We start from the raw sequence: 23757 nt of genomic DNA, 5'->3' as shown, positions 1-23757 counted from the left end.
GGAGAACTCGTGAACGTCCGGCTCAGTCAGCCGCTCACCAAACGACCACCCGCCGAGTCGCTCGTGGACCTCATCGGCGGCACGCCCACCGTGAAGCTCGACCTCGGTGTGACGACCGCGAACCTCTACGCCAAGCTGGAGATGGCCAACCCGCTGTCCAGCGTGAAGGACCGCGCCGCGCTCTACATGATCAACGGTGCGGAGGAGCGCGGGCAGCTCACCAGGGGCTCGGGCACGATCGTCGAGGCGACGTCCGGCAACACCGGCATCTCCATGGCGGCGATCGCCGCCGCGCGGGGCTACCGGTGTGTGATCGTGCTGCCGGACAGCGCGACCAGCGAGCGCATCCAGCTGCTGCGGGCGTTCGGCGCGGAGATCGTGCTGACGCCGTACCAGGAGGGATACGTCGCGGCCATCGCCAAGGCCGAGGAGATCTACCGCGAACGGCCGGGGTCGTGGTTCGCCTGCCAGCACGAGAACCCCGACAACGTGGCCGCGCACCACGCCACCACCGGCCCGGAGATCTGGAACGACACCGACGGCGAGGTGGACGTCTTCGTCTGCGGTGTGGGTACCGGCGGAACGCTCAGCGGCACCGCGAAGTACCTGAAGGAGCGCAACCCCGCGATCCGCGTGGTCGCCGTGGAGCCCGAGGGATCACCGGTGCTCAGCCGGGGATGGGGCGGCCTGCACCGCATCCCCGGCCTCAACGGCGGTTTCGTCGCGGCGACGACCGACGTCGACCTGATCGACGAGGTCGTGGCGGTGTCCAATGAGGACGCTTACGCCACGGCGCGGGAACTGGCCAGGACGGCGGGACTTCTGGTCGGCGTCTCCTCCGGCGCGGCGGCGCACGCCTGCCGGGTGCTGGCGGCACGGCCCGAGCACGCGGGCAAGAACTTGATCACCGTGTTCCCGGACACGGGCGAGCGTTACCTCTCGTGGTTCAACCAGGACGACATCGCCAGCAACGAGGAGTGAACAGACATGACGCAAGTCTCCAACATCCTGCTTCCCGGCGAAGGCGAGTCGGTGCAGATCGGCACGACCACCCACACGACCTTCAAGGCCAGGGGCAGTGAGACGGACGGCAGGCTCGGTCTGTACGAGCACCGGATGGCCCCCGGAGCGCCCGGCGCCTCGCCGCACGTCCACAACGAACAGCTCGAGGCGTTCTACGTCCTGCACGGCATGGTCGAGCTGCACCTCGACGGCAAGTCGTTCGCCGCGCCGCCCGGCACCTACGTCAACGTGCCGATGGGCGTCTCGCACGGGTTCCACAACCCGTACGAGGACCAGGCGACGATGCTGATCATCTTCACCCCCGCGCTCAACCGCGAGGAGTACTTCAGGGGACTCGCCGAGATGTACGCCGACGGCAACAAGCCCTCCGAGGACGAACTGCTGAACCTCATGGCGAAGTACGACCAGTTCGAGGTGACGATGAACGGCTACGACGTCCCCAACTGGGGCCGGCACTGAGGTGGGTGACGGGCGCCCGGACCGGGCGCCCGTTCGCTCGCCGGGGTCCCGCCGCGTCTCAGCTGGTGGTTTGACGGTTGACAGTCTGGCCAGGAGTGGAATATTCCAACCCTTGCAGAGTGTCCGGCGCGGTCGGGTGGGCGGGGCCACCCGACCGGCGCCGCCGGCCAAGAGGTGGCGAATGACAGAGGAGTTACCGGAGATCCCCGGCTTCCGGTACGCCCGACCGCTAGGCAGGACCGTTCATCTGTACCGCGCCGCGGACGGTGAGATCGCGGTGAAGCTGCTCGTCGACCCGCCGCGGGTCGACGAGATCAGGACGGTGGCCGGTCTGCGGCACCCCGGTATCGCGAGCGTCGATCGCGCCGGACGGACCCGCGCCGGCCTGCCGTACGTGGTGATGAGGTACTTCCCGGACGGTGATCTCGCCGCCGCGGCACCGCTGCCGTTCGCACGGGTCCTGGAGATCGGTGTCAGCGTCGCGGACGCCCTGCACGCCGCGCACCAGGCGGGTGTCCTGCACCGCGACGTGAAGCCCGCCAACGTGCTGCGCGACGAGCACGGGCAGGTGTACCTGACCGACTTCGGCACCACCGGCGGAGACCACCTGCTGTGGACGGCGCCCGAGGTGCTCAGCAGCGGTGCGCACAGCATCCGTTCGGACGTCTTCTCTCTCGGCGCGACGCTCTGGCACCTGCTCGCGGGCCACTCGCCGTTCGTGGTGCCGCGCGGCGACAACTCCCGGGTGGCGATCGCGCAGCGCATCCTGCTCAGCGCCGCACCGCCGTCGGGCAGGGCGCCGGCATCGCTGGAAGTGCTGCTGCGCCAGGCGATGTCCGCCGATCCCGCCGCACGACCGGCGTCGGCGGGCGAGTTCGCCGAGCGGCTGCGGCAGATCCACGACGAGTCGGCTCCGACCGCCGCGCTGGAGGCGGTCGTGGTCCCCGCCGAACCGCCCGCGCGCCGGAAGACCCGCTGGCCGCTGTACGCCGGAGTGGCCGGGGCCGTCGCCTTGGTCGGCATCACCAGCGCTCTTCTCCTGCAGGACAAGGGTTCCCTGCAACTGCCAGCCGGAGCGCAGCCCGAGAGCGCGGCCGAGGGCGGTTCGGCGGGCCAGGTCGTGGTCACGGCGACCCGCGTGAACCCGCAGACGCTCCGCTTCTCGTGGACCTACCCGTCACCGCAGCCCGGGGACGAGTTCGTGTGGCGCACCAACGACGAGCTCAAGACGGGCACCGTCAGCGAGCCGTCGGTCGAGCTGACCGCGTCGGGCACGCTGTGCGTCGAGGTGCGGGTCGTCCGGGCCGACGGGACCGGCGGGAGCTCCCGGGACTGGTCGCCGGAGGGCTGCGGCTTCTGACCGGCCGACCGGGCCGGGCAACGTCCTCAGAGGACGCCGCCCGGCCCGGCGGACCTACCTCGCCGCCACGACGGTCGTTTCGGCCTGGCGCTCGTTGTCGCCCGGGTTGTTGTCGTCACGGCCGTCGAGGCGGACCCGCGCCTTCAACGTCACCTTGCCGAGCGCCGCGTCCTGCGCGGAGTAGGTGTACGAGAACGGCAACACCACCGTGCCGTCCTTCGCCACCTGCCCGCGCACCGTGCCGACGACGTCGTGGTAGCCGTCCGGCCTGCGGCGGAGCAGATCGACGACGATGCCCTCGGCGTAGCGGGTGCTGGTCACCGACACCTCGACCCGTCCGGTCTCACCGGCCGTCGCGGTCGCGGGCGCGACGACGTTCGACACGGTCACGTCGTGCGTCTCGACCTTCAGCGTCTGCGTGGAAGAGCCGGAACGGCCGTCCGCCGTGTGACCGGTGATCGTGACCTCGTACTCGCCGTCGGCGGCGTACCGGTGCGAGACCTCCGCCGTGCCGGGCACCGCCGGGATCGCGGCGGACGCGCCGTCCCCGAACCGCACCTCGCCGCCCGCGAGCCAGCGTCCCGCGGGATCACCCGGATCGATGCTGAACCGGACGTCGTCGAAGACACCGGGCTGCCGCGGTGACACCCACCAGGCGGTGGGCTTGATCTGCGGCGCCTCGGCCAGCCGCAACGTCAGTGGCCCCGCGCCGTACACGTCGTCGGCGACCCGGACGTAGTACGTCTCACCGGGCGTCGCGGCGAAGATCGCCGGGTTGTGCGCGCTCGGCCGGCAGTCGACCTCGGCCAGAGCGCTGCCGCGGAACACGGCGACACCCGCGTGGCTCCGGCTGTCGCTGACCTGCGCCGAAACGAAGAGCGCGCGATCGGCCGTGTAGCGGAACCACAGCGAACGGCTGGAATGCAGGTCGCAACTCGGCCTGGTCTCGCCGGCCTCGATCGTGGCCGGCCCGGTGTCACCGGTGACGCCGGTGTCCAGCCGGATGTCGGCGGCGGACGCGAGGTCGTCGTGGGCCGCCCGAGGCACGAGCTCGAGCCCGAACGTCACAGGCCCGGCGAACCTCGTGTCCTGGGCCAGGAAGTGGTAGGTGGTGCCGGCGGTCACCGCGAACGTGTTCGAGCCGCCGCCGTGCGGGAACTGGCAGGCCCCCGGCGTCCAGGTCAGCGCGCCGCGCTCACCCGTGTAGGCGGAGACGGCCGGCTTCTGGTCGTCCGGCCGGTCCGTCGTCATCCGGACGAAACCGTCGGATGGTGCCGTGTAGCGGAACCAGACGCTGCTGGTGCTCCACCAGCAGGTGGAAGGGTCGTCCGCCGCGGCGGTGCCCTCCCGTGTGTCCACAGTGGACGAGAACGGGAGTGAGGTGACAACGGTGGCGCCGGCGAAGTCGTCGTTGGACGGAGGTGCCGCGTGGGCGGCACCGGGCGCCAGTGCCGCGGTCAGCACGACCGCGGCACCGATGATCAAAGCACGCAAGTGAGAACCCCAGTGTCCACAGGCCGCTCGTCGCGGCCTCTCATGTGTGGAGACGCGCCGGGAAGCGCCGGGGATGTCAGCTGCGGGAAGTTGCTCCTTCTGCCGCAACGACTTGCGGCCACCAGGTCACTTGCGCTGCTCGGCCACCAGCCAGCACAGGCAGAAGGGGTGACCGGCGGGATCGGCGTACACCTGGAAGTCGTCCCCGGTGGTGTTCCCGATCGCCGGCTTCAGCACCCTGGCGCCCAGGGCCATGACCTGTTCGTGCGCCTCGGCGAAGTCCTCGACCCACAGGTCGAGGTGGACCTGCTGCTTGGTCGGGCCGTCCGGCCACTGCGGCGGTGCGTGGTCGGGTGCGAGCTGCACACCGACCCGCGGCACGCCGTCGACGACCACCATGTGCCAGTCGTCGTCCTCCTGCACCTCCCCGCCGAGCACACCCGCCCAGAAACGGCTCTCCTCGGCGATGTCGGCGGCGTCGAAGGCGACGACCTGGAATTTGATCCGCATCACCGCATTCTGCCCACGGCCGCGGCGTCCCGCACCTGGCGCTGCGGACTACTCCCGGCCGGCGCTTCGGCGGCTGACCAGCCGCAGCACCACCGCGAGCACCAGCGCGAGGCAGACCAGGCCGATCGTGCGATCGCTGCGGGGACGTGCGGTTCGCTGGTCGGGTCGTTCGGTCTGAGCGCGCCTGCGTCCCGCGGCGGTCACCTCCACGCGGGCCTCCGCCAGCACCACGAGACCGATGACGCCGAGCATGGTGTTCGACACGATCCCGGCCACGTCCGCGTCCTTCGTCGCCCGCGCCGACTGCTGTGCCAGGGAGTCCCAGTCCCGTTGCCCGGAGACGAGCGCTGCGGCCAGGCCGGCCTCGATCCCGTCCGCCGGTGCGGGTGCCCGTGCCATCGCGACGGCCACCCCGTCACTCCGGGCGGCGGCGCCCTCCTCCGCGCGTGCCAGTTCGCGGGCTGCGGCCGCGGTTCGTGCGTCCGCGTAGGCGGCGTCGATCTCTCTGCCGGTCGCGGCCACGTCGCCTTCCCGGGCGATCTGGCGGGCGGTGTTCACGAACTCCGTGCGGGTCGTGCTGATGCTCTCGGCACTCCTGGCCTGAACGGCATACCTGGCCGCCTCGGCCTGGAGCCGCTGCTCCTGCGAGCTGAAGGTGAGCTGCACCAGCGGGAAGAGGATGCCCGCGGCCCAGACGGCGAGCGCCAGGTACGCGAACCGCCGCTCCGGCTCGTCCGCCGCGCCCGGCTGAGCGAAGAGCTCGACCTCCTGGCTCCGGGCGGATCCGCGCAGGGAGGCGCCGGCCACGGCCAAGCCGGTCACGAGCACCGTGATCACGGAGATCCACCGCGCGAACCGGGCGAAGTCATCGCCCCTCCGGTCGGAGACCTCGGGGTCGGGCAAGGGCTTCGCGCGCTGCGCGGCGACGTCGGCGAGCCGGTGGACGAGGTCCGAGCCGCCACCGGGCAGGTCGTAGCGCCGCTGGCCGAGCAGCGTCGTGGGGCCGGAGGCCTGCCGCAAGGAGAAGGCGGCGTTCTCGGCGATCGTCCGCTCCGCGGCGGCGGACGGGTTCACGCCCTCCAGCGGTGCCAGCGCCTCGGCGCGGATCTGCAGCGCGGCGACGCGGAAGGCGAACGGGCCCTCGTTCGCGTAGACCCGCCTGACCTCGTCCTGACGGACACCGGCCCGGTCCACCTCGACCCTGATCGCCTCCTGCCACGCGCTGGACGCGTCGCTGTACTTCCACCCGGCGAGGAACGTGAACGCCGCGCCGGCCAGGATCGCGACGACCTGGACGACCCGTGCCCTCACGAGTCCCGCAGCAGCACGAGGGCGTGGCCGCCGGACTCGTGCAGGTGCAACGAGTCCAGATCGGCCCGGAAGGTGAAGGTCCGGCGCTCCAGCGGTTCGGGAACCTCCACGTAGTCGCCCGCCGCGTCCTCCGGCATCTTGCGGGTCCTGGTGGACCGGTCCGGTCTCAGTTCGAGCCGGTCGGCGGCCGCGGTGTAGGTGCCCTCCTGGTCGCGGTGGAACACGAATCGGCCCGATGGAACGTTGTACTCCAGTGCCTCGCGGGATTTGTACCTGCCGTCGGACGAGAACCGAAAGCGTTTCTCGGTGGTCGATGCCGTGCAGACCCACTCGCCGACGATCCGTGCAGGGCTCGGATCGCCGGCGGGCGGAGGAGCGGCGCACTCCGGGCCCGCGACCGGCTGCGGTGCAACGGAGTTCGCGGAGGGCGGCGGCGGAGGCGGCGGTGCGACAGGTCCTGCGCACCCTGCCTGGGGAAAGGCCGCGAAAATCACGAGAAGTGCGGCTGGGAATGTTTTCGGCGCCGCTGCTGCCATGGCGGCGACTATACGTTCACCCTGATGCTGACGGCATAGAAGAAATCAATGCGGACAGCACACCTGGAATATGAATCGTCAGCCGATGGTGACGACCCGCGCCCAGGAGGGCGGGAGGTCCGGGACGTAGTCGGGATCGTCCTCGTCGTCCTCGCCGGACGAACTCGGTCGCGGGAACAGGCCCACCACCGTCCGGCAGGGCGGTGCCGCGCCGGGCCACGGGGTCTGGCCGTCGGTCAGGGCCACGACGACGTCCGGGCGGGTGCGCAGGGCTTTGGTGAAGCCCTGGCGCAGATCCGTGCCACCGCCGCCCACCAGCGGGATTCCCTCCGCCTGGCACAGCGGACCGGTGATGTGGGCGGCGGCGTCGCAGGACAGCACCGAGACGAGATCACGATGCCCGCCCACCGCGCGGACGATCGCGGCGATCTCGACGAGCGCGCTGCCCAGCTCGGCGTCGCTCACGGACCCGGACGTGTCGACGATGACGACGACCTTGGGCGGTCTGCGGCGCAGGCTCGGCAGGACCACCCCCGGCACGCCGGCCGACCTGCGGGCGGGTCTGCCGTACGTGTAGTCCTCGCCCACGCCGGGGCCGGAGACCGCGGAACGCACCGCCGATCCCAGCAGTTCGCGCCACGGCTGCGGCGGGTGGAACACCTCCTCCGCCCACCGTCGCCACCCCCGCGGGAGGGAACCGGGGTGGCCCGTGATGCTCTGCGCCACGCGGAACCGGACGGCGTCCTGCTCGTGCGCGGTGAGCCCGTGCGCACCGCCCGAACCGAGGTCCCACTCCCGTTCCAGACCGTCCGCGCCGCTGCCGCAGTCGAGCCAGGCGAACGCGGCGGTGTACGGGCCGAGCCGGAACTGCCGCAGGTAGTCCTCCATCAGCTCGCCCGGCGACAACCGGAGCGCCGTCGGCAGCACGGCGTCGTCCGGGCACACCAGGCCGTCGCCGAAGACGTCGTCGTTGATCTCGCAGTCCGCCGCGATGTTCATCCGCAGCCGTTCGCCGGGCCCGGTCAGCTCGTGGCGCGCCGCGAACCGGTCGCCGCGCCCGTGGTGGTCGCGGATCAGGTGGGACACCTCGTGCACCCAGATCCCGGCGAGCTCCTCCACGGGTCTGGCGTCGACGAACGCCGGCGAGACGTAGCAGCGCCAGTGCCGGTCCACGGCCATCGTCGGCACCTGGCGCGACTCCACGACCTTCAGCGCGAACAACGCCGTCGCCAGGTACGGCCGGCACCGCACCGCGTACAGGCGGGCGGCGAACAGCTTCTCCTCGTCCAGGGACGTCATCGGCGGGCCACCGCAACGGTCCTGGCGCGCGCCCCGGCCCGGTCCGCCCGCTGCGCCAGCGACACCGCTCCGGCCAGCTGCTCGATCGCCGCGGGAACCTGCCAGTCGTCCTGCCGCAGCGTGGCGAGCGTGGTCGCCGGGACGACGACCAGGTCCGGCGCGCCGGTCTCGACGGCGAGGGTCAGCAGTGCCCACGCGGCGTTCCAGCGGGCCTCGTCCGGCCGGTTGCGCACCGCCGCGACGACTCCGTCGAGCACCACCTGCCGCAGGTCGCCGCGTTCGGGCAGCACGGCGTTCGCCGGATCGGCGAGCAGGTCCTCGGGGTCCGGCAGGTCCATCCGGTCGAGGCTCGCCAGCAGCTCGAGCCCGGGACCGTCTCCCACGGTGCCCCGCACCAGCATGGACAGCACCTCCCGCGAGGTGCCGGCCGCCGTCGCGAAGGCGATCAGGCGCAGCGCCATCTCCCAGCTGCGCGGTGAGGGCCAGGCGCCGCCGCGGAGCGTCTCGTTCTTGGGCATCTGGTGCACGAGGTTCGGCCGCGCGGCCAGGAGAGCGCACACCGCCCGGCGCGCGAACGCCACCGCGTCGGGCACCAGGTCCGGTGCCAGCCGCGGCAGTGCGGAGGTGGGCCAGGTCCCGCCCAGTCCGCGCACCACGACCTCGTGGTCGAACGTCCACTTGAGATGGACGAACCGGTTGGCCAGCGGCGGGCTCAGCTCCCAGCCGTCGGCGGCCGAGGAACGGGGGTTGGCGGCCGCGACGATCCGGACGCCCGGCGGCAGGCGCAGGGCGCCGACCCGGCGTTCCAGCACGACCCGCAGCAACGCGGCCTGGACGGCGGGCGGCGCGGTGGACAGCTCGTCGAGGAACAGCAGTCCGCGCCCGGCCCTGACCAGCCGGACCGCCCAGTCGGGCGGCGCCATCGGCACGCCCTGCGTCGCCGGGTCGTCGCCGACCACCGGCAGGCCGGAGAAGTCGGAGGGTTCGTGCACGCTGGCGATCACCGTCGTCAGCGGCAGGCCGAGGGAGTCGGCGAGCTGGGTGAGGGCGGCGGTCTTGCCGATCCCCGGCTCACCCCACAGCAGCACCGGCAGGTCGGCGGACACGGCCAGCGTCAGGGCTTCCAGCTGCGGGTCGGCCCGGTGCTCGGTGGAGGTGTCACCGAGCAGGGCGAGCAGATCCGCGGCCACGTCCAGGGGCCGGGCGTCCGTCGATCCATTGTGGACAGTCGTGGTGGAGGGCATGTGTCGATCACCTTGGTTCAAGTCTGAGGCCGTGCGCCGGCCGGGCGAGGAGAAGGGGAGCTCAGGAGTGGAGGAGAGCCGCGCGCCGCCGACGAGCGCGGAGGGAGTCCCTGGAGGACGGAAGCGGCCGGACGTCGTGGAGTTCCGCCCGGTACAGCCCGTGCAGGACCTTGCGCCGCGCCGCCGCCTCCAACTCGTCGCGCAACGCGCCGCTGAGCAGCAGCGCGTCCGGTCCGAGCAGGCCTTCGACGACGGCGAGGGCACCGGCGACGTCGCCGTGGTCCAGCCGTGCGCGGATGTCCAGGAGATCTTCCGGGTGCCGGTGCGCCGTGTCGATCGCGTGCAGGCAGGGCAGGCTCCGGCCGCCCAGCGCGGCCAGCAGCTCCTCCCGGCGGATCTCGTCCGGGGTGTGGTCGAGCGGGGCGAGCACCCCGTCCACCACGCCGATCCGGTGCACGGCGCCACGACAGTCGACGAGGCGTGAACTCGCTGTGCTGTCAGGACTTCGCGGCGCGTCCGCCGGCGGATGTTCCGGTAGCAGCGCGGACCTGACGAGGGGGTGCAGCCGGTCGGCGTCGATCGCGCCGGCGTGCCACAGCTCCAGGTCGGGCGGTACCCACGTGGCCGCGTCCGGCAGAACCGGCAGCGTGCCGCCGCGCGGGGCGGTCGCGGTGAGCCCCGGCGCGTCCAGGTCGAGCACGACCTGCCGCCGGGAACCGAGCCGCACCACGACGGAGCTGCCCGGCCACCCCTCGGCGCACAGCACCAGCGCGGCTTCGGCCGCCCAGCGATGCGTGGCGCGGTTGTCCGCTCGCTCAGGACCGTCGCCGGTGGGCCACTGCGCGGCCCCGCACCGTTCCGGCAGCTCGGAAGTCCTGCGGGTGTCCCACAGGTGGCGGTGCAGATCGAGCCGGAAGCGCCGATCCGGCCGGGGATGCGGATGGCCGCCGGCCCTGCTCAGGGCCCCGGACCGCTCCCACAGCGCGAGGCTGATCCGTTGCCCCGCACTGGCCCAGGAAGGCGGTGTGCGCGCGACGAGATGCACCTCGGCGCCACCGTCCGGTGGCCGGTACCGGGCGAGGGAGAGGGTGAGACCGGGGCGCAGCACGCCGTCCGGCCTGATCCGCGGGAAGTGCCACCGAAGCAGGTCGGGGGCGAGATGACGCAGATCGGTGCGAACCAGGTCCGCGAACCTCTTCCCGCGCGAGCGACTCAGGGCGGGCAGGGTGAAATCGACATCGACCCGCGCCGCGGCGCAGGCTCCGGACCAGTCACCGGCCAGACGGCGGGCGGTCGCGGACTCGATCATCGACGCCGGCACGGCGAACTCGCGCACGTGCGACCAGAAGGTGAGGCGGGAGTGTCCATTCACGGTCGAGTGGTGCATCAGCACTCACCTTTGGTGAACGGGACCCCCGATCTGCTCGAGTTGGTGATCATCGGGGACACCGTAGCAGAGCCCGCAAGCGCTTGGCGCGGGATTTCGCGTCCACGATCCCGCGCAAGGATGGTCCACAGTGGACGAAATTCCGCAGGGCGGGCGCTGGCTGATCACGCCTGATCAGGTCTCGGTGCCGTTCGACGTCGCGGGCCGCTCGGGAGTGACGGACCTCGAACCCCGACCGGTGACCCATTCGGCGAGCGCGATGAGCGTGGTCTCGGCACTGGCCGCCATGTAGTCCCGCAACGCGACCAGGTCGGCTCGGGTGCTGCCGAGGACGGGGTCCGTGCGGAGCAGCCGCCACGACTGCTCCGCGACGGTGCCCCGCCCCTGGGCCCGCAGCGTCCAGCTCCACTCGACGATGCCGTCCTCGGCGCCGCCGACCACGAAGGCGAAAACGCTGCCGGGTTCGGCTTTCACGACCTGTGAGCGGGTGGTCCACTCCTTGCCGTCCCTGCGGTTGTGGCCGCTGAACCACGCGCCGACCTCGGGGCCGGCGCCGTCGTCGTAGGCGACGTCGCTCGCGTTGGGACTCCAGCGGCCGATCCCGGACACGTCGCTGACGAGCCGGTAGACGTCGGCGGGCGCGGCGTCGACCCACGCACGGCGGGTGAAGGTGAGGTCGGTCAGATCGATGTCGTTCATGGCACCCATCTGACCGGCCGGGCCGCGGGCGGACCACTCCCGGCTCTGCGTATCCCCGGCTGGGACACGTGAAGCGCGCGGACCGGGCACATACTCGAATCCATGAACGACACCGCACGGCTCGGGGAGTTCCTCAAGACACGGCGTTCGCAGCTTCGTCCCGAGGACGTCGGCGTGCGGACGTACGACGAGCGGCGCCGAGTGCCCGGTCTGCGCCGCGACGAACTGGCCCGGCTGGCCGGGGTGAGCAGCTCGTACTACACGAGGCTCGAACAGGGACACTCCACCAGCGCCTCGCCCGGTGTCCTGGACGCGCTCGCGACCGCGTTGCGGCTGGACGAGTCCGAACGGCAGCACCTGCACGTCCTGGCCAGGCCGGTGAAGCGGGCGCGCCCGCGCAGGCCCGCTCCCGAACGCGTCGACGAGGCGACCGGCCAGCTGCTCGCCGCACTGGCGGACGTCCCCGCCGTCGTGCTCGGCCTGCGCAGCGACGTGCTGGCCTGGAACCGGCTGGGCCACGCGTTGTTCGCCGGGCACCTGGACTTCGGCGCGGTGGACGAGCCGGTGCGTCCGAACATGGCACGGCTGGTGTTCCTCGACCCGCACACCCGCGAGCTCTACGCGGACTGGCAGAGCAAGGCCAGGGCGGTCGTGGGGAACCTGCGCCTGGTGGTGGGCCGGCATCCGGACGACGCCGCGCTGCACGAACTGGTCGGGCAGCTGAGCGCGAAGAGCACGGACTTCGCGTCGATGTGGGCAGACCACCGCGTCAAAGCCTGTGCCACAGCCGTTTACGAGATGCGGCACCCGCTGGTCGGTCCGCTGACCGCGACCCAGCAGACCCTGAGCAACGGCCTCGGCCCGAGCGTCGTCGTGGCCACCACGCGACCGGGCTCGTCCTCGCACACAGCGCTGGCGCTGCTCGCCCAAGCCACGGCCTGACACCACAAGCAGTCACATCGGAAGGGTGCGGCGCTGCCGCCTGCCCGAAAACAGTGAGGAAAGCATGTCCGCGAAAACCGCCCGGAAGGCACTCGCCGCCGCCGTTCTGGCCGCGAGTTCCCTCGTCCCGCTCGCAGTCCCCGCCTCGGCCGCGACGTATCCGCTGTGCGCGGCGCGCGTCGTCCAGCACTTCGACCTCGCCCAGGGGCAGACACCGGAGAGCATGGTGTTCGCCCCGGACGGCACGGCGTACGTGACGTTCGCCAAGGCCCGGCAGATCGCCGAGATCACGCCCGGCGGCAGGATCAGGATCCTGGCCACGCTGCCCGCGCCCGCGGACGGCGGGGTGAACACGCCCGCGCTGGGATTCCCGTTGACGGTCGGCATCGACCGGGCCGCCGACGGCACCCTGTACTTCCTGTACGCCACCGGTACCGCCGACCTCACCGGCGTGTGGTCGCTGCGACCTGGCGGCACGCCACGGCGCATCGCCGCGTTGCCGGCCACGAGCCTGCCGAACGGCATCGCGCTGCACCAGCGCACCCTCTACGTCGCCGACTCCACCGGCGCGGTCTGGCGGGTGCCCGCGTCCGGCGGCACCGCCGCGGTCTGGTCGTCCGACGAGGTGCTCGCTCCCGCCGGGTTCCTCGGCGCGAACGGTCTGCGGCTGCGGGACGGCGCGGTGTGGGTGACCAACCTCGACCGCGGGACGATCGTGCGCATCCCGTTGCGCGCCAACGGCTCCGCGGGTGGTGCTGAGGTGGTCGCCACCGGCCTGACCGGCATCGACGACTTCGCGTTCACCGGCCGCGGCACCGAGATCATCGCCGCGCTGGACACCGTCAACCAGGTCGCGCTGGTCAGGCCAGACGGCAGCCACACCGTGGTCCTGACCGTGGCCGACGGACTGCAGGGCCCGACCACGGTCGTGGTGCGCGGTCACGACGTCTACGTGCCGAGCGCCGCCTACCTCACCGGGAAGGACCCCAACCTGTTGCGTGCCCGTCTGATCACTTCGACCCGGCGGCCGCCAGCTTCGCGGTGATCGGTTCGAGCACGGCGATCAGCTCGTCGAGCTCGGCGGGGGAGAGGGCCTCGTAGGGCGCGGCGGCGAGGTCGTCGGTGAGGTCCTCGACGCTCTGCCGGAGCGCGCGACCGGCGTCGGTGAACCGGCCGTCCACGTCGACGATCCCGCGCTCGCGCAGGCCGTTCATGACCGCGGCCAGCCGCTCCTGCGGCAGGTGGTGGATGCGCCCGAACGACTCCGGCGGGTGGATGCCCATGGCTATCGCGGAGAGCACATGTGCCTCGGTGCCGCCGATCCGCGCGCCGACGAGCGCGGCGACGTGTCCGTCGCCGCGGTGTTCGCGGAGCATGGTCGCGGAGTGCCAAAGCCGGGCCACCGGGTCGCCCGGCACTTCGAGAGTGCGCATGCCCGCGTACATCACCCGGCCTTCGGTGGGCGCGCTCGTCGCGGCCTTGGTGGTGAGGTCGGCGGCGCGCAGCAGACCGGGCGAGCCGGCCATCTCGTCGCCGAGGATCCGCCGCAGGGAGGCCGCGCTGCCCCGTTCCCGCGCCGCCAGGGACGCCTCGGGCGGGATCTTCTCCCAGGCGCGCGGGATGTGCCGCGCGGCCTCGCCCTCGGCGAAGCTGTAGAACGCGGCGTGCACGACCTCCGCCGGCACGCGCCCCAAAGGTGCGGCGCGGCTGGCGAAGTACCCGTCCCAGTAGCCGCGGTGGCCGAGGGCGGCCAGCTCTTCGTCGCACTCGGTGGCGAAGAAGGTGACGAGGCAGATCGGCTCCAGGAGCTCGAACATGCGCCGGGCGGTGCGGGTCATGGCGGCCATCGTGCCAGAGACCCGATTCCGGACATCCTGGAATTCGCCTGGTCGCGTAAACATTTCTTCTGATGGCCCGGAAAGGTGCTAACAATGGCGGCGGCGAACGCGAAGGAGGGCAGGGAGGAGGCGAAATGATCGCCACAGCGAGAATTCATCCGCTGTTTTTGGTAATGCTGGGACTGTTCCTCGCGGGGTGCGGTTCGACGGCTGCGCCACCGCAGTCGACCACCACCACTGTCGTCACCATGTCCGCGCCGACCGAGTCACCCGCACCGTCCTCGCCGGTCTCCGAGCCACCGCGACAGGCCACGGCGCTCCCGGCCGCGCTCGTGGGTGAGTGGAACGCGAGCACGAGCAAGTCCGGCGTGCTGGTGCTCGTGCTGACCGCCGACGGCGGCTTCCGCCAGTACAGCGGCACGTTCGACTGGAGCGGCAAGGCGACCATGCGAGGAGCGCGGATCACCTTCTCGGGCAGCGACGGGAAGTCCAGCACCGAGGACTGGTCGATCAGCGGCGGCACCCTCACCCTGGCCGGACAGACCTACCTCAAGGCCGACGCCGGTTCGGGCGGGACCCTCGCGCTGGCCGGTTCGTGGATGGGCATGGACGACATCTTCGAGACGCTGGTCTTCGCCGAGAACGGCACCTACCAGCGTCAGCGCGACGGCGGGAACACGACCAGCGGCACTTTCAAGGTGCAGGGTGACGAACTCACGTTGCAGCCGACCGGCGGTGCGGCGACGACCGCGACGTTCTCCATCGCCGACGCGATCCTGACCCTTCGGACGAGCGCGGGGCCGGTGCAGTACGTGCGCTCTTCCTGAGCACGGCCGCACACTGTGCGGCATGGCGGAGTTCGGGGTGGTGCTCGACGACCGGGAACTGGAAGCCCGCTGGGAGAACGCGTGGCGTCCCGAGGAGATCGCGCGCCTGCTCGCCGGGGTCGGCACGCCCTGGTACGTGGCGGCGGGCTGGGCGCTGGACCTGTTCCGAGGAGAGCAGACCCGTCCGCACGGCGACCTGGAGATCGCGGTGCCCGCCGCGGGTTTCGCGGAGGTGCGCGACCGCTTCCCCGACCACGCCTTCGACGTCGCGTCGGCGGGCCGCGTCTGGTTCGACGCGGGAGCCGACGTGCTGGCGACGACGCACCAGACCTGGTTGCGGGACCCGGCGACCGGCGACTGGCTGTGCGACGTCTTCCGCGAGCCGCACGACGGCGGCACGTGGATCTGCCGTCGCGACGAAAGCATCCGGTCGCCGTACGACGAGATCATCGAGCACACGGCGGACCGGATTCCTTACCTGGTCCCGGAACTGGTGCTTCTCTTCAAGGCCAAGGAGGTGCGGCCGAAGGACCAGCAGGACTTCGACGGCGTGCTGCCCCTGCTCGGCCCGCGGCGCCGTCGTTCGCTGCGGGACTGGCTGGCCCAGGTGCACCCAGGCCACCCCTGGCTGGCTGCGCTCTAGCCGTCACCAGCCTCGATGCCGCGGCCAGACCTCTCCGCTGACGAGGTGGTAACGGTCGTGCTGCGCGGCCGTCGCGCAGGCGTGGTTGGGCAGGATCCGCAGGCGCGTGCCGATCGGCAGGTCGGGCACCGGCGCGCCGTCCCGCGTGCTCAGCACGCCGTGTTCCTGGCTCGCCCCGGTCATGACCAGATCGGGGATGAGCGTGCCGCCGGCGTCGGCGACCAGGCCGTACCCCTGGTCGACCGCCTGCGCCTGCGTGCCGCGGTCCCGCGAGGTCGCCATCCAGCCGCCGTCGGTGATCACCCAGTTCCTGTCGCGCTGGTGACCGATCACCGTCACGGCCACGGTGAGGGCGAGGTCGTCGGTGGTGCAGACGCCGATGCCCGCCATGACGAGGTCGAAGAAGACGTAGTTGCCCGCACGGACCTCGGTGACGCCGGTCAGGTCCGTCGCGGCGTGGGCGGTGGGGGTGGAGCCGACGCTGACGATCTCGCACGGGAGGCCGGCGGCGCGCAGCACGTCGGCCGCGGCGACGGCGGTGTCGCGTTCGTTCTGCGCGGCCTTGTGCAGAGCCTCTGGTGTGTAGGCGAAGTAGGACTCGCCCGCGTGGGTGAGCACACCGGCGAGGTGGTCGCCGAGCACCCGGCCGATCTCGGGCAGGGCGGGGTCGGTGACCGCGACGCCGCCGCGGTGGCCGTCGCAGTCGATCTCGATCAACGCCGGGATGCGGAGGTCCTCCTTGCGTGCGAACGAGGTCACGGCCTCGGCCTGGGTGGGGGAGTCGAGCAGGACGGTCAGTCGTACGCCGCGGCGGAGCAGTGCGGCGACGCGCGGCAGCTTGTGCGGGTCGATGCCGACGGCGTACAGGACGTCCCGGTAGCCCGCGTCGGCGAAGTGCTCGGCCTCGGCGAGCGTCGACACGGTGATCGGCCCGCCGTCGTGCACGCGCCGGGCGACGTCGACGGACTTGGACGTCTTGACGTGCAGGCGGAGCGGGACGCCGAGCGTCGCCAGGCGGTCGCGCAGGCGTGCGGCGTTGCGGTCCAGCCGGTCGGTGTCCAGCACGGCGAACGGGGTGTCCACTGTGGTCATTCGGATGCTCCTGACGAGAGGCGGCGCAGCAGGGCGGCGGCCAGGGTGAGGTCCTGCAGGGCGAAGCCGGAGCTGTCGAACACCGTGATCTCCTCGGGTGCCGTCCGGCCGGGGGCGGCACCGGCGAGCACCGCCCCGAGCGCGACAGGCGCGGCGGACTCGGCGTGCTGGAACTCGCCGATCGCGCGCGACTGGTCAGGCAGGTCGCAGAACAGCGACGCGCGGCCGTACAGCGCGACGGGCAGCTCCTGCTTGCCCGGACCGTCGGCACCCATGGCGGAGACGTGCGTGCCCGGCGAGACCCAGCTCGCGTCGAACAACGCCTGCCGGGCCGTGGTGGCGGTGACGAGCACGTCGGCCGCGGCGACTCCGGCTTCGACGCCGGCGGGCTCGGCCGGCAGGCCGGTCCGCGCGGTCACGGCCGCGGCGAACTGCAGCGCCACCTCGGCGCGGCGGCCGACGACGAGCACCCGCTCGATCGGGCGCACCCGGCTGACGGCCCGCACCTCGTGCAGCGCCTGATGCCCGGTGCCGATGACGGTCAGCGTCCGGGAGTCGGCACGGGCCAGCGCGTCCACGGCGAGCGCGTCGGCGGCGGCCGTGCGGTAGGCGTTGGCGGCCGCCGCCTCGACCACGGCGCTGAGCCGCCCGGTGGCCGGGTCGAGCAGCACGATCGTCGAGCTGTGGCGGGGCAGGTCGGTGTTGTCCGGCCAGAAGCTGCCGATCTTCACGCCCGCGAGCTCGCCCGCGGATCCGGACTTGAGGGTGAACCTGGTGTTCGGCGTGGAGGAATGCCCGATCACGACCGGGAACGTCGATCCCGTCAGGGTGGCGAGGAACGCCTCCCGCGCCGCCTCCAACGCCAGTTCGTCGTCGACGAGTGCCGCCGACTCCGCCTCGCTGATGAACGTCGTCACGGCTTGTCCTTCTTGAGTTCGGCCAGGTCGTTGTAGAGGCCGGTGCGGGAGATGCCGAGCCGCTTCGCGATGCGGGCGGGTGCGCCGCGCAGGCTGAACACACCGGCCTCGTTCAGCGACCGGACGAGCGCCAGCCGCTCCTCGCGCCCCAGCGCCGCCACAGGCACCGCGTGCGCACGTTCCGCCCGCTCGATCAGCGACTCGACCACCTGGTCCAGGTCGCCGGAGAAGTTGGTCGTCGCGCTGGTCTCCTCGACCGACGACAGCCCGAGCAGGTCGGACAGCACGCCGGTGGCGCGGTTGATGGCCGACATGTCGATGTTGATGCACAACGCGCCGATGAGCGTCCCGTCGACGTCGCGCAACGGCAGCGTCGTGCACTTGAGCACCCGCCCGTCCTGTGCGCGGGTGAGGTACCCGACCTCGTTGCGGGCGTCGGCCCCGGCGCCGAGCACCCGCAGGCCGATCTCGCTCATCGCGTCCCCCGGCACGCGGCCGGTGACGGACCCGGCGACCGCGACGACGGACCGTTCCGGGTCGCGGTAGTCGTGCAGCACGACCTCGCAGCTGCGGCCGAAGGTCGCCGCGATGCCGTCGAGCACGGGTGCCAGTGCGGCGAACACGGCGTCCGCAGTGGTGTCCGGCACGCTCGACCTCCTGTTCTGAACGAAGTGTCACGTTCTGAACAAACTGTCTCACGAAGGTGCCGTCAGCGCGGTGTGGTGCTCGCCACGGGAGGATCAGGGAGCGATGTACGGCGGCGCCTCGCCCCAGCCCCACTTCGGCACCGGCGCCCCGTGGAACGGCGTGGCGTCCGCCGCGGAGTTCTGCACGGCGAGCCGCGTGCCCCACTCCAGGTAGGACACGAACGCGGAGCGGAACTCCGGATCGCCCGGCAGTCCCACCTCGTCCGCCGCGTCCATGATCAGGTTCAGCCAGCGGCGGCGCTGCTCCTCGGTGATGGCCCTGCCGAGGTGCTGGGAGAGCATGAACTCGTAGCCGCCGCGTTCCTCGGTGTACGCGGCCGGCCCGCCGAACACCTCGCCCAGCCACAGCGCGACGTACCGCGCGTGGCCGGGGTCCATGCCGGCGAACACCGGCGCGAGCAGTGCGTCGTCCGCGACCTTCCGGTAGAACGCCTCGGTCAGCCGGAGCAGCGCCTCCGCGCCCCCGGCCCACGTGTAGAGAGAAGGTGTTGACTGGTCGTTGATCACGACGCCACTCCAGCAGCACGCGAAATGCCCGGCAAGTACGCACTTTTTGGTGAGGAGCGCCGATGTACAACTGCCCGGTCGAGCTGGCCCTCGACGTCATCGGCGGCAAGTGGCGCGCGGTGATCCTCGCGCACTTGAAACAAGGACCGCACCACTACGGCGACCTGCGCCGCAAGGTCCCCGGCATCAGCGAGAAGATGTTCGTGCAGCGGCTGCGCGAGCTGCAGGAGTCGGGCCTGGTCGCGCGGGCCGAGGTGCCTCCGCACGTCGAGTACTCGCTGACCGACGAGGGCCGGAGCCTGGGACCCGCCCTGCAGGCCCTCTACGACTGGGGTGTCGAGCGCGCCGCCCGCACCGGTGCGAGCATTGTGGGCACATGATCACCACACCGCTGACCGACGAGCTCGTGCGTGGCGCCGCCGAACTGGAGGCCACGGAGCGGGGCGTGCGCCCGCACCGCCTGCCTTCCTGGGTGCGCGAGCGCTTCCCCGACCCGCAGCTGATGACCGCGGAGAGCAGGCCTTCCGGTGTGCGCCTGGTGCTGGCCACCGAGGCGCGGGTGATCGAGCTGGTCCTGCACCCGAGCTCCGTCTCCTACCGCGGCGTCGAGCGGCTGCGGGGCAGCGTCGACCTGGTGGTCGACGGCGAGTTGGTCACCAGCGAGCAGCTGGACGGCGGCGACCACGCCGAGCTCGACGTGCGGACCGGAGCGCGGGAGTTCCGCGAGGGCCCGGCGTTCACCGCGCGGTTCGCCGATCTCGCCCCCGGTGACAAGGTCGTCGAGATCTGGTTGCCGCACAACGAGGTGGTGGACCTGATCGCCCTGCGCACGGACGCGCCGGTGCGTCCGGCAGGCGAGGGCCGCCGAATCTGGTTGCACCACGGCAGTTCGATCAGCAGCGGGTCCAACGCGGCCACACCGGCCCGCATCTGGCCCGCGGTCGCCGCGCGCCGGGGCGGCGTCGAACTGCACAACCTCGGGTTCGGCGGCAGCGCGCTGGTCGACCCGTTCGTCGCGCGGGTGATGCGGGACCGCCCCGCCGACCTGATCAGCGTCAAGTTCGGCATCAACGTCGTGAACTTCGACGTCATGCGGCTGCGGGCGTTCGTGCCGGCCGTGCACGGCTTCCTGGACACGATCCGCGACGGCCATCCCCGCACACCGCTCGTGCTGATGTCACCGATCTTCTGCGGCAGCTACGAGGACACGCCGGGACCGGGCGGCATGGACCTGGAGGCGCTCGCGGCGGGCAAGGTCGTCTTCACCGCCACCGGCCCGCACGGGGATGCACCGCAGCTGACGTTGCGGATCATCCGCGAGGCGCTGGAGTCCCTGGCCGAACGCCGTGCGGACGACCCGAACCTGCACTACCTGGACGGCACGCGCCTCTACGGCGAGCAGGACGCCGTCACGCATCCGTTGCCCGACGCCCTGCACCCCGACACGGCCACGCACGAACTGATCGGTGAGCGCTTCGCGCGGTACGCGTTCGCGGGCGACGGTCCGTTCGCCGTCCGATAGGGACCGTGCCTCCGGACGTGCTGCGGTCAACGATGCGAATGGTGTGCCTTGCGCCGCGAGGCCCGCCCTGCCCGGCCACGTTCACGGTGGGTTTGAGATCTCGTCGACTTCTCCGCGAGCCCGGTCGATGATCGCGCCGATGTCACGGGGCCTGCGTTCCTCCTCCCGCGACGCGTCGACCACCAGTCGCATGTGAGCGGCGACCTCCTCGGGCGTGTGCAGATCGGCATGCAGAACACCGATGTGCGGTGACAGCAGTTCTTCGGGAACCCTCACCTCACCCACGAGCACCGGCAGGATGTAGCGATCCCCGCGCTCGACCGCGCGCACCACGGCGTGAGCGAAGTCGTCGCGGGGAGACGGCCGGCTGAAGTAGCCCGCCGAGATGAACGGAACGAAGTGCAGAGCGAGCTGTCCGTAGATCTTGCGCTTCTCGAAGAGATAGTGGCGGCCCCACCACGCGTTGGTCATGTCTGGCTCGTAGAAGACCTTCAGCGCCAACGCTCGTGCTGCCGTGACGGTACGTCGGACGTACTCACGCTCTTCTTCCGCGAAGGACACCGCGATGTCGTAGGCGTCGGTGACCTCGGCGCACCGCGACCGGACCATGAGCAGGGCGAGTGCGGCTGCTGATGCGGAGTCCCAGTCCTCCTCGAGGATTCCGCTGATCGTGACGGGGTCCGCAACCTGCCCTTGCTTCGCGCTGGCTCGCCATGAGCGGTAGGTGCTGGTGTCCTCAACCTCCTTCCAGAGCCAGCGCGCCTTGTTGGCGAACCATGTCGCCGCACGCCGGCCGTAGCTGTGGAGATCAGACGGGGACACAGCCAGACCTGAGCCGTACAGGTGCACGCCGAGCACACCGAACAAGTCGTCATCGGTGTACTCGGCGAACTTGTCGAGGAGATCGTCAGCCATGCATGTCGTTTCCCACGCCGTCCCGGCCGCGCTCAGGCGCGGCGGTCGTGCGTGCGCTCGATGTAGTCGATGATCTTGTGCCACAGCACCTCGAAGAGGTCCTCGGCCGAAAGCAGCTGCTGCTGTCCGTGCGCGCTGTAGTCGTCGAATCGCAACATCTTCTCGGCTGTTCTCGCGTCCCAGACCGCGGTGGCGTGTGCGTTGATCCCGTTGTGCGAGTGCGCGAGCCGGCCGAAGGACATGTCCAACCTGCCACCGCGAACGGTGTCGGCCAGTCGAACCCTCAGGCCGTACCCGTTGCTGCCCCGTTCCTCGAGATGAACCTGAACGAGGACGTTCGTGACGTGCACGCGGCACGCGTAGCCGAACGGCACCAGCTTCGGGGCCGCCTCCTGGAACAGCTCGCCGATCCGCGCGAGCGCCGATTCGAGGACTACGTGTTCGCTGAAGGCGGCCGCGGCTATGGTCGGCAACCGAATCGGCCTGGCCGCGGACGATGCCGGCGGCGTCGGCGCGGTTCCGTGTGCGGCGACTCTCTCAGCGGTGATCCTCGCAAGTTCCTCCACTGCGTGGTCCTCGGCACGAAGGTAAGCGATCGACGAACTCAGCAGGTTCTCGGGGATCCGCACGCCGCCCACCGTGATCGGCAGGAGGTAGGGGTCGTGACCGCGTTCGAGGGAGTGCACGACGGCGGCGTTGAACTCGTCCATCGGGTAGGGACCGGCGAGGTACTCCTTCGACAGGAACGGCACCACGTACCTGGCGTGTTGCCCTCCGTAGACGCGGCGGAACTCGTAGATGAAGTTCCGGCCCCACATCTGCGTCGTCACGTTCTTGTCGTAGAAGACGTCCAGCCCCAACGCCTCGCAGGCCCGCACGAACCCCTCCGCCAGCGGGCGTTGCGCTCCGGCGAACGAGACCGCCAGATCATAGGGGCGCGAGCGATCGAGCATCCGCACATCGTAGAGCGCGGCAGCCGGGCCTCTGTCATCAGCGCCGTAGACTCCGCGGATGACAGAGGCCCGGCGCTGGCTCGAACGGCTGACGTTGCGAGCGAGCGAGGACGTGGTGGCCCGATCCATCGGGCACGCGGAGACTCTGCACTTCGGCGCTGGATCCCAGGCCGAGCTCCGTGCCGAGTTCGACGCGGCGTCGGCCGCGCTCTTCCAGTTCGGGACCATGAGCGGTGACGTGCACAAAGCGTGGTCCGCGCTCTGCGGTCGAATTGGCGACGACGGCGTGTCGGAACGGCTGAGTGCGATCTCCGAACAGCTTGAGATCGGCGCAACAAGTGGCGGCGAGGTGTGTGCCGAAACGAGGGCGTTCGCGGACGGCTCCTACCTGATCATGGTGGACCACGGGATGGCGAACCTGACCTGGCTCGCCGCGAGCCTTTTCGTCCTCAGCAGACGCACCACGCTGCTGGGCGTTCCGCCGGCGCACGCTCCTCTCGACGCCGAGATCGCGGCGAGAGCACTGCGCCTCTCGGTCGCGAGGATCGCGGCCGGCGGCCGCGCGGGCGTCGTCCCCAGCCTGATCCTTCAGCCGACCGAGCTCTCACTGGCCGGCGCGCTCGTCCGCGAGATGGACGTCTTCTTGCTGGCGCACGAGGCGTCGCACATCCTCCTGGAGCACCTCGGCGGCAGCACTGAGCCGCGTAAGTGGGGCCATGCCGAGGAGATCTCCGCCGATCTGCTCGCCGCGATCCTCGTGTTCGACGACATGTTCACCGCAGGCGAGGCTCAGGAATCGCTGGTGCGCCTGCGGATCATTGCCATCCGGTTGTTGTTCTGCGTGCTCGACCTGCACGAGCGGGACTGCCACCTGACGATGTCCGCCAGCCATCCACCAGCCGGTGAGCGGTGGCACACGCTGATCGAGCGGCGGTTCACCGCGATGTTCACCGATCTCGACGAACTCCTGGAGCCCGCCGAGTTGCTGCCCCGTGCGTTGGCGGGCTTGGCCTCGGACACTCGGCTGGCCGACCCCGGAAAGGTGAAGGCAGGGCTCGGCGAGCGACTCGACTCGACGTTGTGGAGCTATCGCGACTGGAGCACGTCCGCATTGCTCGGACGCCGGCTGTGCACCACCGCGGCGGAAGCGCTCCAGGCGCTGCTCGCCTGGCCGGACTGGGGTGACGGCACCGACGCGGCACAAGAGGTGGGTGCGCTGGTTGCCACGGCGTTGGGCACGGACCAGCTCGTTGCGCTGGCCAAGTCGATGCGGACGAGCGCTCACGCCTTCCGCAGGCTGGCCGTGGCACAGATCGTCTCGCCCGCCGTTGAGGGCGTGATCGCGGAACGCCGACTGGAAGGCTCTTTTCCGTCGTGGGCGGTGACATGCATCGTGATGGAGTTGCTCGGGAACGCGGCCGCGAGACGGTGAGCACTTGATCAACCGCAACGCGCACGAGAGGTCGCGTTGAGCCGTTCGAGCCGCGGCGTGATCGCGACCATTGCTCGTGACCGTGGGACGAAAATGCGCGGGCCTGTGCATTCGATGCAAGTCTCGACGGACGGCACCGG

25 protein-coding genes are annotated in these 23757 nt (G+C 71.2%); 10 read left to right on the top strand and 15 right to left on the bottom strand.

The genetic code is table 11. The features are described 5' to 3' along the window. Window positions 1–9 precede the first annotated feature (9 nt). The 3 genes from cysK to ORI60_RS01865 all read left to right on the top strand — a co-directional run bounded on the left by cysK (window position 10) and on the right by ORI60_RS01865 (window position 2842). Window positions 10–981: a cysteine synthase A gene (gene cysK, locus ORI60_RS01875; protein ID WP_266033245.1), complete on the top strand. Its 972-nt coding sequence runs from the start codon at window positions 10–12 to the stop codon at window positions 979–981. A gap of 6 nt (window positions 982–987) precedes the next feature. After that, a complete protein-coding gene (locus tag ORI60_RS01870) occupies window positions 988–1482 on the top strand; it encodes a cupin domain-containing protein (RefSeq protein ID WP_266033242.1) in 495 nt (164 codons plus the stop codon). Window positions 1483–1663: 181 nt separating this feature from the next. After that, window positions 1664–2842, top strand: a complete 1179-nt coding sequence (locus ORI60_RS01865; RefSeq protein WP_266033239.1) for a serine/threonine-protein kinase — start codon at window positions 1664–1666, stop codon at window positions 2840–2842. A gap of 54 nt (window positions 2843–2896) precedes the next feature. On the opposite strand, the gene ORI60_RS01860 is transcribed toward ORI60_RS01865, so the two are convergent. The 8 genes from ORI60_RS01860 to ORI60_RS01825 form a co-directional block, all read right to left on the bottom strand. Continuing rightward, entirely contained in the window at window positions 2897–4336 is a 1440-nt protein-coding gene (locus ORI60_RS01860; RefSeq protein ID WP_266033236.1) for a PKD domain-containing protein, read from the bottom strand. 126 nt (window positions 4337–4462) lie between these two features. Continuing rightward, a complete protein-coding gene (locus tag ORI60_RS01855; RefSeq protein ID WP_266033233.1) occupies window positions 4463–4846 on the bottom strand; it encodes a VOC family protein in 384 nt (127 codons plus the stop codon). Between the two features lie 48 nt (window positions 4847–4894). Beyond that, complete coding sequence (locus ORI60_RS01850; protein WP_266033231.1) at window positions 4895–6157, bottom strand: hypothetical protein; 1263 nt, start codon at window positions 6155–6157, stop codon at window positions 4895–4897. Next, window positions 6154–6381 carry a hypothetical protein gene (locus ORI60_RS01845; protein WP_266033229.1) on the bottom strand — a complete coding sequence of 76 codons (228 nt, stop codon included), beginning with the start codon at window positions 6379–6381 and terminating at the stop codon, window positions 6154–6156. Before ORI60_RS01845 ends, ORI60_RS01850 begins: the two co-directional genes overlap by 4 nt. A gap of 390 nt (window positions 6382–6771) precedes the next feature. Beyond that, the gene (locus tag ORI60_RS01840) at window positions 6772–7992 is read right to left on the bottom strand and encodes a DUF2201 family putative metallopeptidase (RefSeq protein ID WP_266033226.1); all 1221 of its coding nucleotides are present in this window, start codon (window positions 7990–7992) and stop codon (window positions 6772–6774) included. Beyond that, window positions 7989–9236 (bottom strand): AAA family ATPase, encoded by a 1248-nt coding sequence (locus ORI60_RS01835; protein ID WP_266033223.1) that lies wholly within the window; start codon window positions 9234–9236, stop codon window positions 7989–7991. The genes ORI60_RS01840 and ORI60_RS01835 overlap by 4 nt, the downstream gene beginning before the upstream one ends. 61 nt (window positions 9237–9297) lie before the next feature. Next, window positions 9298–10623, bottom strand: coding sequence for a hypothetical protein (locus ORI60_RS01830; protein ID WP_266033220.1), 1326 nt, complete (start codon window positions 10621–10623; stop codon window positions 9298–9300). 174 nt (window positions 10624–10797) lie between these two features. Then, window positions 10798–11322, bottom strand: coding sequence for an SRPBCC family protein (locus tag ORI60_RS01825; protein ID WP_266033217.1), 525 nt, complete (start codon window positions 11320–11322; stop codon window positions 10798–10800). 102 nt (window positions 11323–11424) lie between these two features. Between ORI60_RS01825 and ORI60_RS01820 the strand changes: the two genes are divergently transcribed. Both ORI60_RS01820 and ORI60_RS01815 read left to right on the top strand, forming a co-directional pair. Then, the gene (locus ORI60_RS01820; RefSeq protein WP_266033214.1) at window positions 11425–12264 is read left to right on the top strand and encodes a helix-turn-helix domain-containing protein; all 840 of its coding nucleotides are present in this window, start codon (window positions 11425–11427) and stop codon (window positions 12262–12264) included. Between the two features lie 64 nt (window positions 12265–12328). After that, window positions 12329–13309, top strand: a complete 981-nt coding sequence (locus ORI60_RS01815; RefSeq protein WP_266033211.1) for an SMP-30/gluconolactonase/LRE family protein — start codon at window positions 12329–12331, stop codon at window positions 13307–13309. Here ORI60_RS01815 and ORI60_RS01810 read toward each other — a convergent pair. Further along, window positions 13275–14102 carry an SCO6745 family protein gene (locus ORI60_RS01810; protein WP_266033208.1) on the bottom strand — a complete coding sequence of 276 codons (828 nt, stop codon included), beginning with the start codon at window positions 14100–14102 and terminating at the stop codon, window positions 13275–13277. The two genes, ORI60_RS01815 and ORI60_RS01810, sit on opposite strands and share 35 nt — an antisense overlap. Before the next feature lie 248 nt (window positions 14103–14350). On the opposite strand from ORI60_RS01810, the gene ORI60_RS01805 reads away from it, so the two are divergent. Next, window positions 14351–14929 (top strand): hypothetical protein, encoded by a 579-nt coding sequence (locus tag ORI60_RS01805; protein ID WP_266033206.1) that lies wholly within the window; start codon window positions 14351–14353, stop codon window positions 14927–14929. Window positions 14930–14951: 22 nt separating this feature from the next. Then, window positions 14952–15572, top strand: a complete 621-nt coding sequence (locus ORI60_RS01800) for a nucleotidyltransferase domain-containing protein (RefSeq protein ID WP_266033204.1) — start codon at window positions 14952–14954, stop codon at window positions 15570–15572. A gap of 3 nt (window positions 15573–15575) precedes the next feature. Here ORI60_RS01800 and ORI60_RS01795 read toward each other — a convergent pair whose 3' ends face one another. The 4 genes from ORI60_RS01795 to ORI60_RS01780 all read right to left on the bottom strand — a co-directional run bounded on the left by ORI60_RS01795 (window position 15576) and on the right by ORI60_RS01780 (window position 18795). Beyond that, on the bottom strand, window positions 15576–16664 hold the full coding sequence (locus ORI60_RS01795; RefSeq protein WP_266033201.1) for an alanine racemase: 1089 nt from the start codon (window positions 16662–16664) through the stop codon (window positions 15576–15578). Continuing rightward, window positions 16661–17581, bottom strand: a complete 921-nt coding sequence (locus ORI60_RS01790) for an ornithine cyclodeaminase family protein (protein ID WP_266033198.1) — start codon at window positions 17579–17581, stop codon at window positions 16661–16663. Before ORI60_RS01790 ends, ORI60_RS01795 begins: the two co-directional genes overlap by 4 nt. Further along, window positions 17578–18228, bottom strand: coding sequence for a helix-turn-helix transcriptional regulator (locus ORI60_RS01785; RefSeq protein WP_266033195.1), 651 nt, complete (start codon window positions 18226–18228; stop codon window positions 17578–17580). Before ORI60_RS01785 ends, ORI60_RS01790 begins: the two co-directional genes overlap by 4 nt. A 93-nt stretch (window positions 18229–18321) precedes the next feature. Continuing rightward, window positions 18322–18795: a group II truncated hemoglobin gene (locus ORI60_RS01780; protein ID WP_266033192.1), complete on the bottom strand. Its 474-nt coding sequence runs from the start codon at window positions 18793–18795 to the stop codon at window positions 18322–18324. Between the two features lie 62 nt (window positions 18796–18857). Between ORI60_RS01780 and ORI60_RS01775 the strand changes: the two genes are divergently transcribed. Together ORI60_RS01775 and ORI60_RS01770 are read left to right on the top strand one after the other, a co-directional pair. After that, complete coding sequence (locus tag ORI60_RS01775) at window positions 18858–19175, top strand: winged helix-turn-helix transcriptional regulator (protein WP_266033189.1); 318 nt, start codon at window positions 18858–18860, stop codon at window positions 19173–19175. Then, window positions 19172–20317: a GDSL-type esterase/lipase family protein gene (locus tag ORI60_RS01770; RefSeq protein WP_266033186.1), complete on the top strand. Its 1146-nt coding sequence runs from the start codon at window positions 19172–19174 to the stop codon at window positions 20315–20317. Before ORI60_RS01775 ends, ORI60_RS01770 begins: the two co-directional genes overlap by 4 nt. 81 nt (window positions 20318–20398) lie before the next feature. Here the strand turns inward: ORI60_RS01770 and ORI60_RS01765 are convergent, their stop codons facing one another. Continuing rightward, window positions 20399–21232: a hypothetical protein gene (locus ORI60_RS01765; RefSeq protein WP_266033183.1), complete on the bottom strand. Its 834-nt coding sequence runs from the start codon at window positions 21230–21232 to the stop codon at window positions 20399–20401. Window positions 21233–21264: 32 nt separating this feature from the next. Continuing rightward, a complete protein-coding gene (locus tag ORI60_RS01760; RefSeq protein ID WP_266033181.1) occupies window positions 21265–22185 on the bottom strand; it encodes a toll/interleukin-1 receptor domain-containing protein in 921 nt (306 codons plus the stop codon). 58 nt (window positions 22186–22243) lie between these two features. Between ORI60_RS01760 and ORI60_RS01755 the strand changes: the two genes are divergently transcribed. Next, window positions 22244–23617, top strand: a complete 1374-nt coding sequence (locus tag ORI60_RS01755; RefSeq protein WP_266033178.1) for a hypothetical protein — start codon at window positions 22244–22246, stop codon at window positions 23615–23617. The last annotated feature ends 140 nt before the right edge of the window (window positions 23618–23757 follow it).

This window comes from Lentzea sp. NEAU-D7, from assembly GCF_026242055.1.
Lineage (GTDB): Bacteria > Actinomycetota > Actinomycetes > Mycobacteriales > Pseudonocardiaceae > Lentzea.
This window is presented reverse-complemented; position numbering and strand designations above follow the sequence as displayed.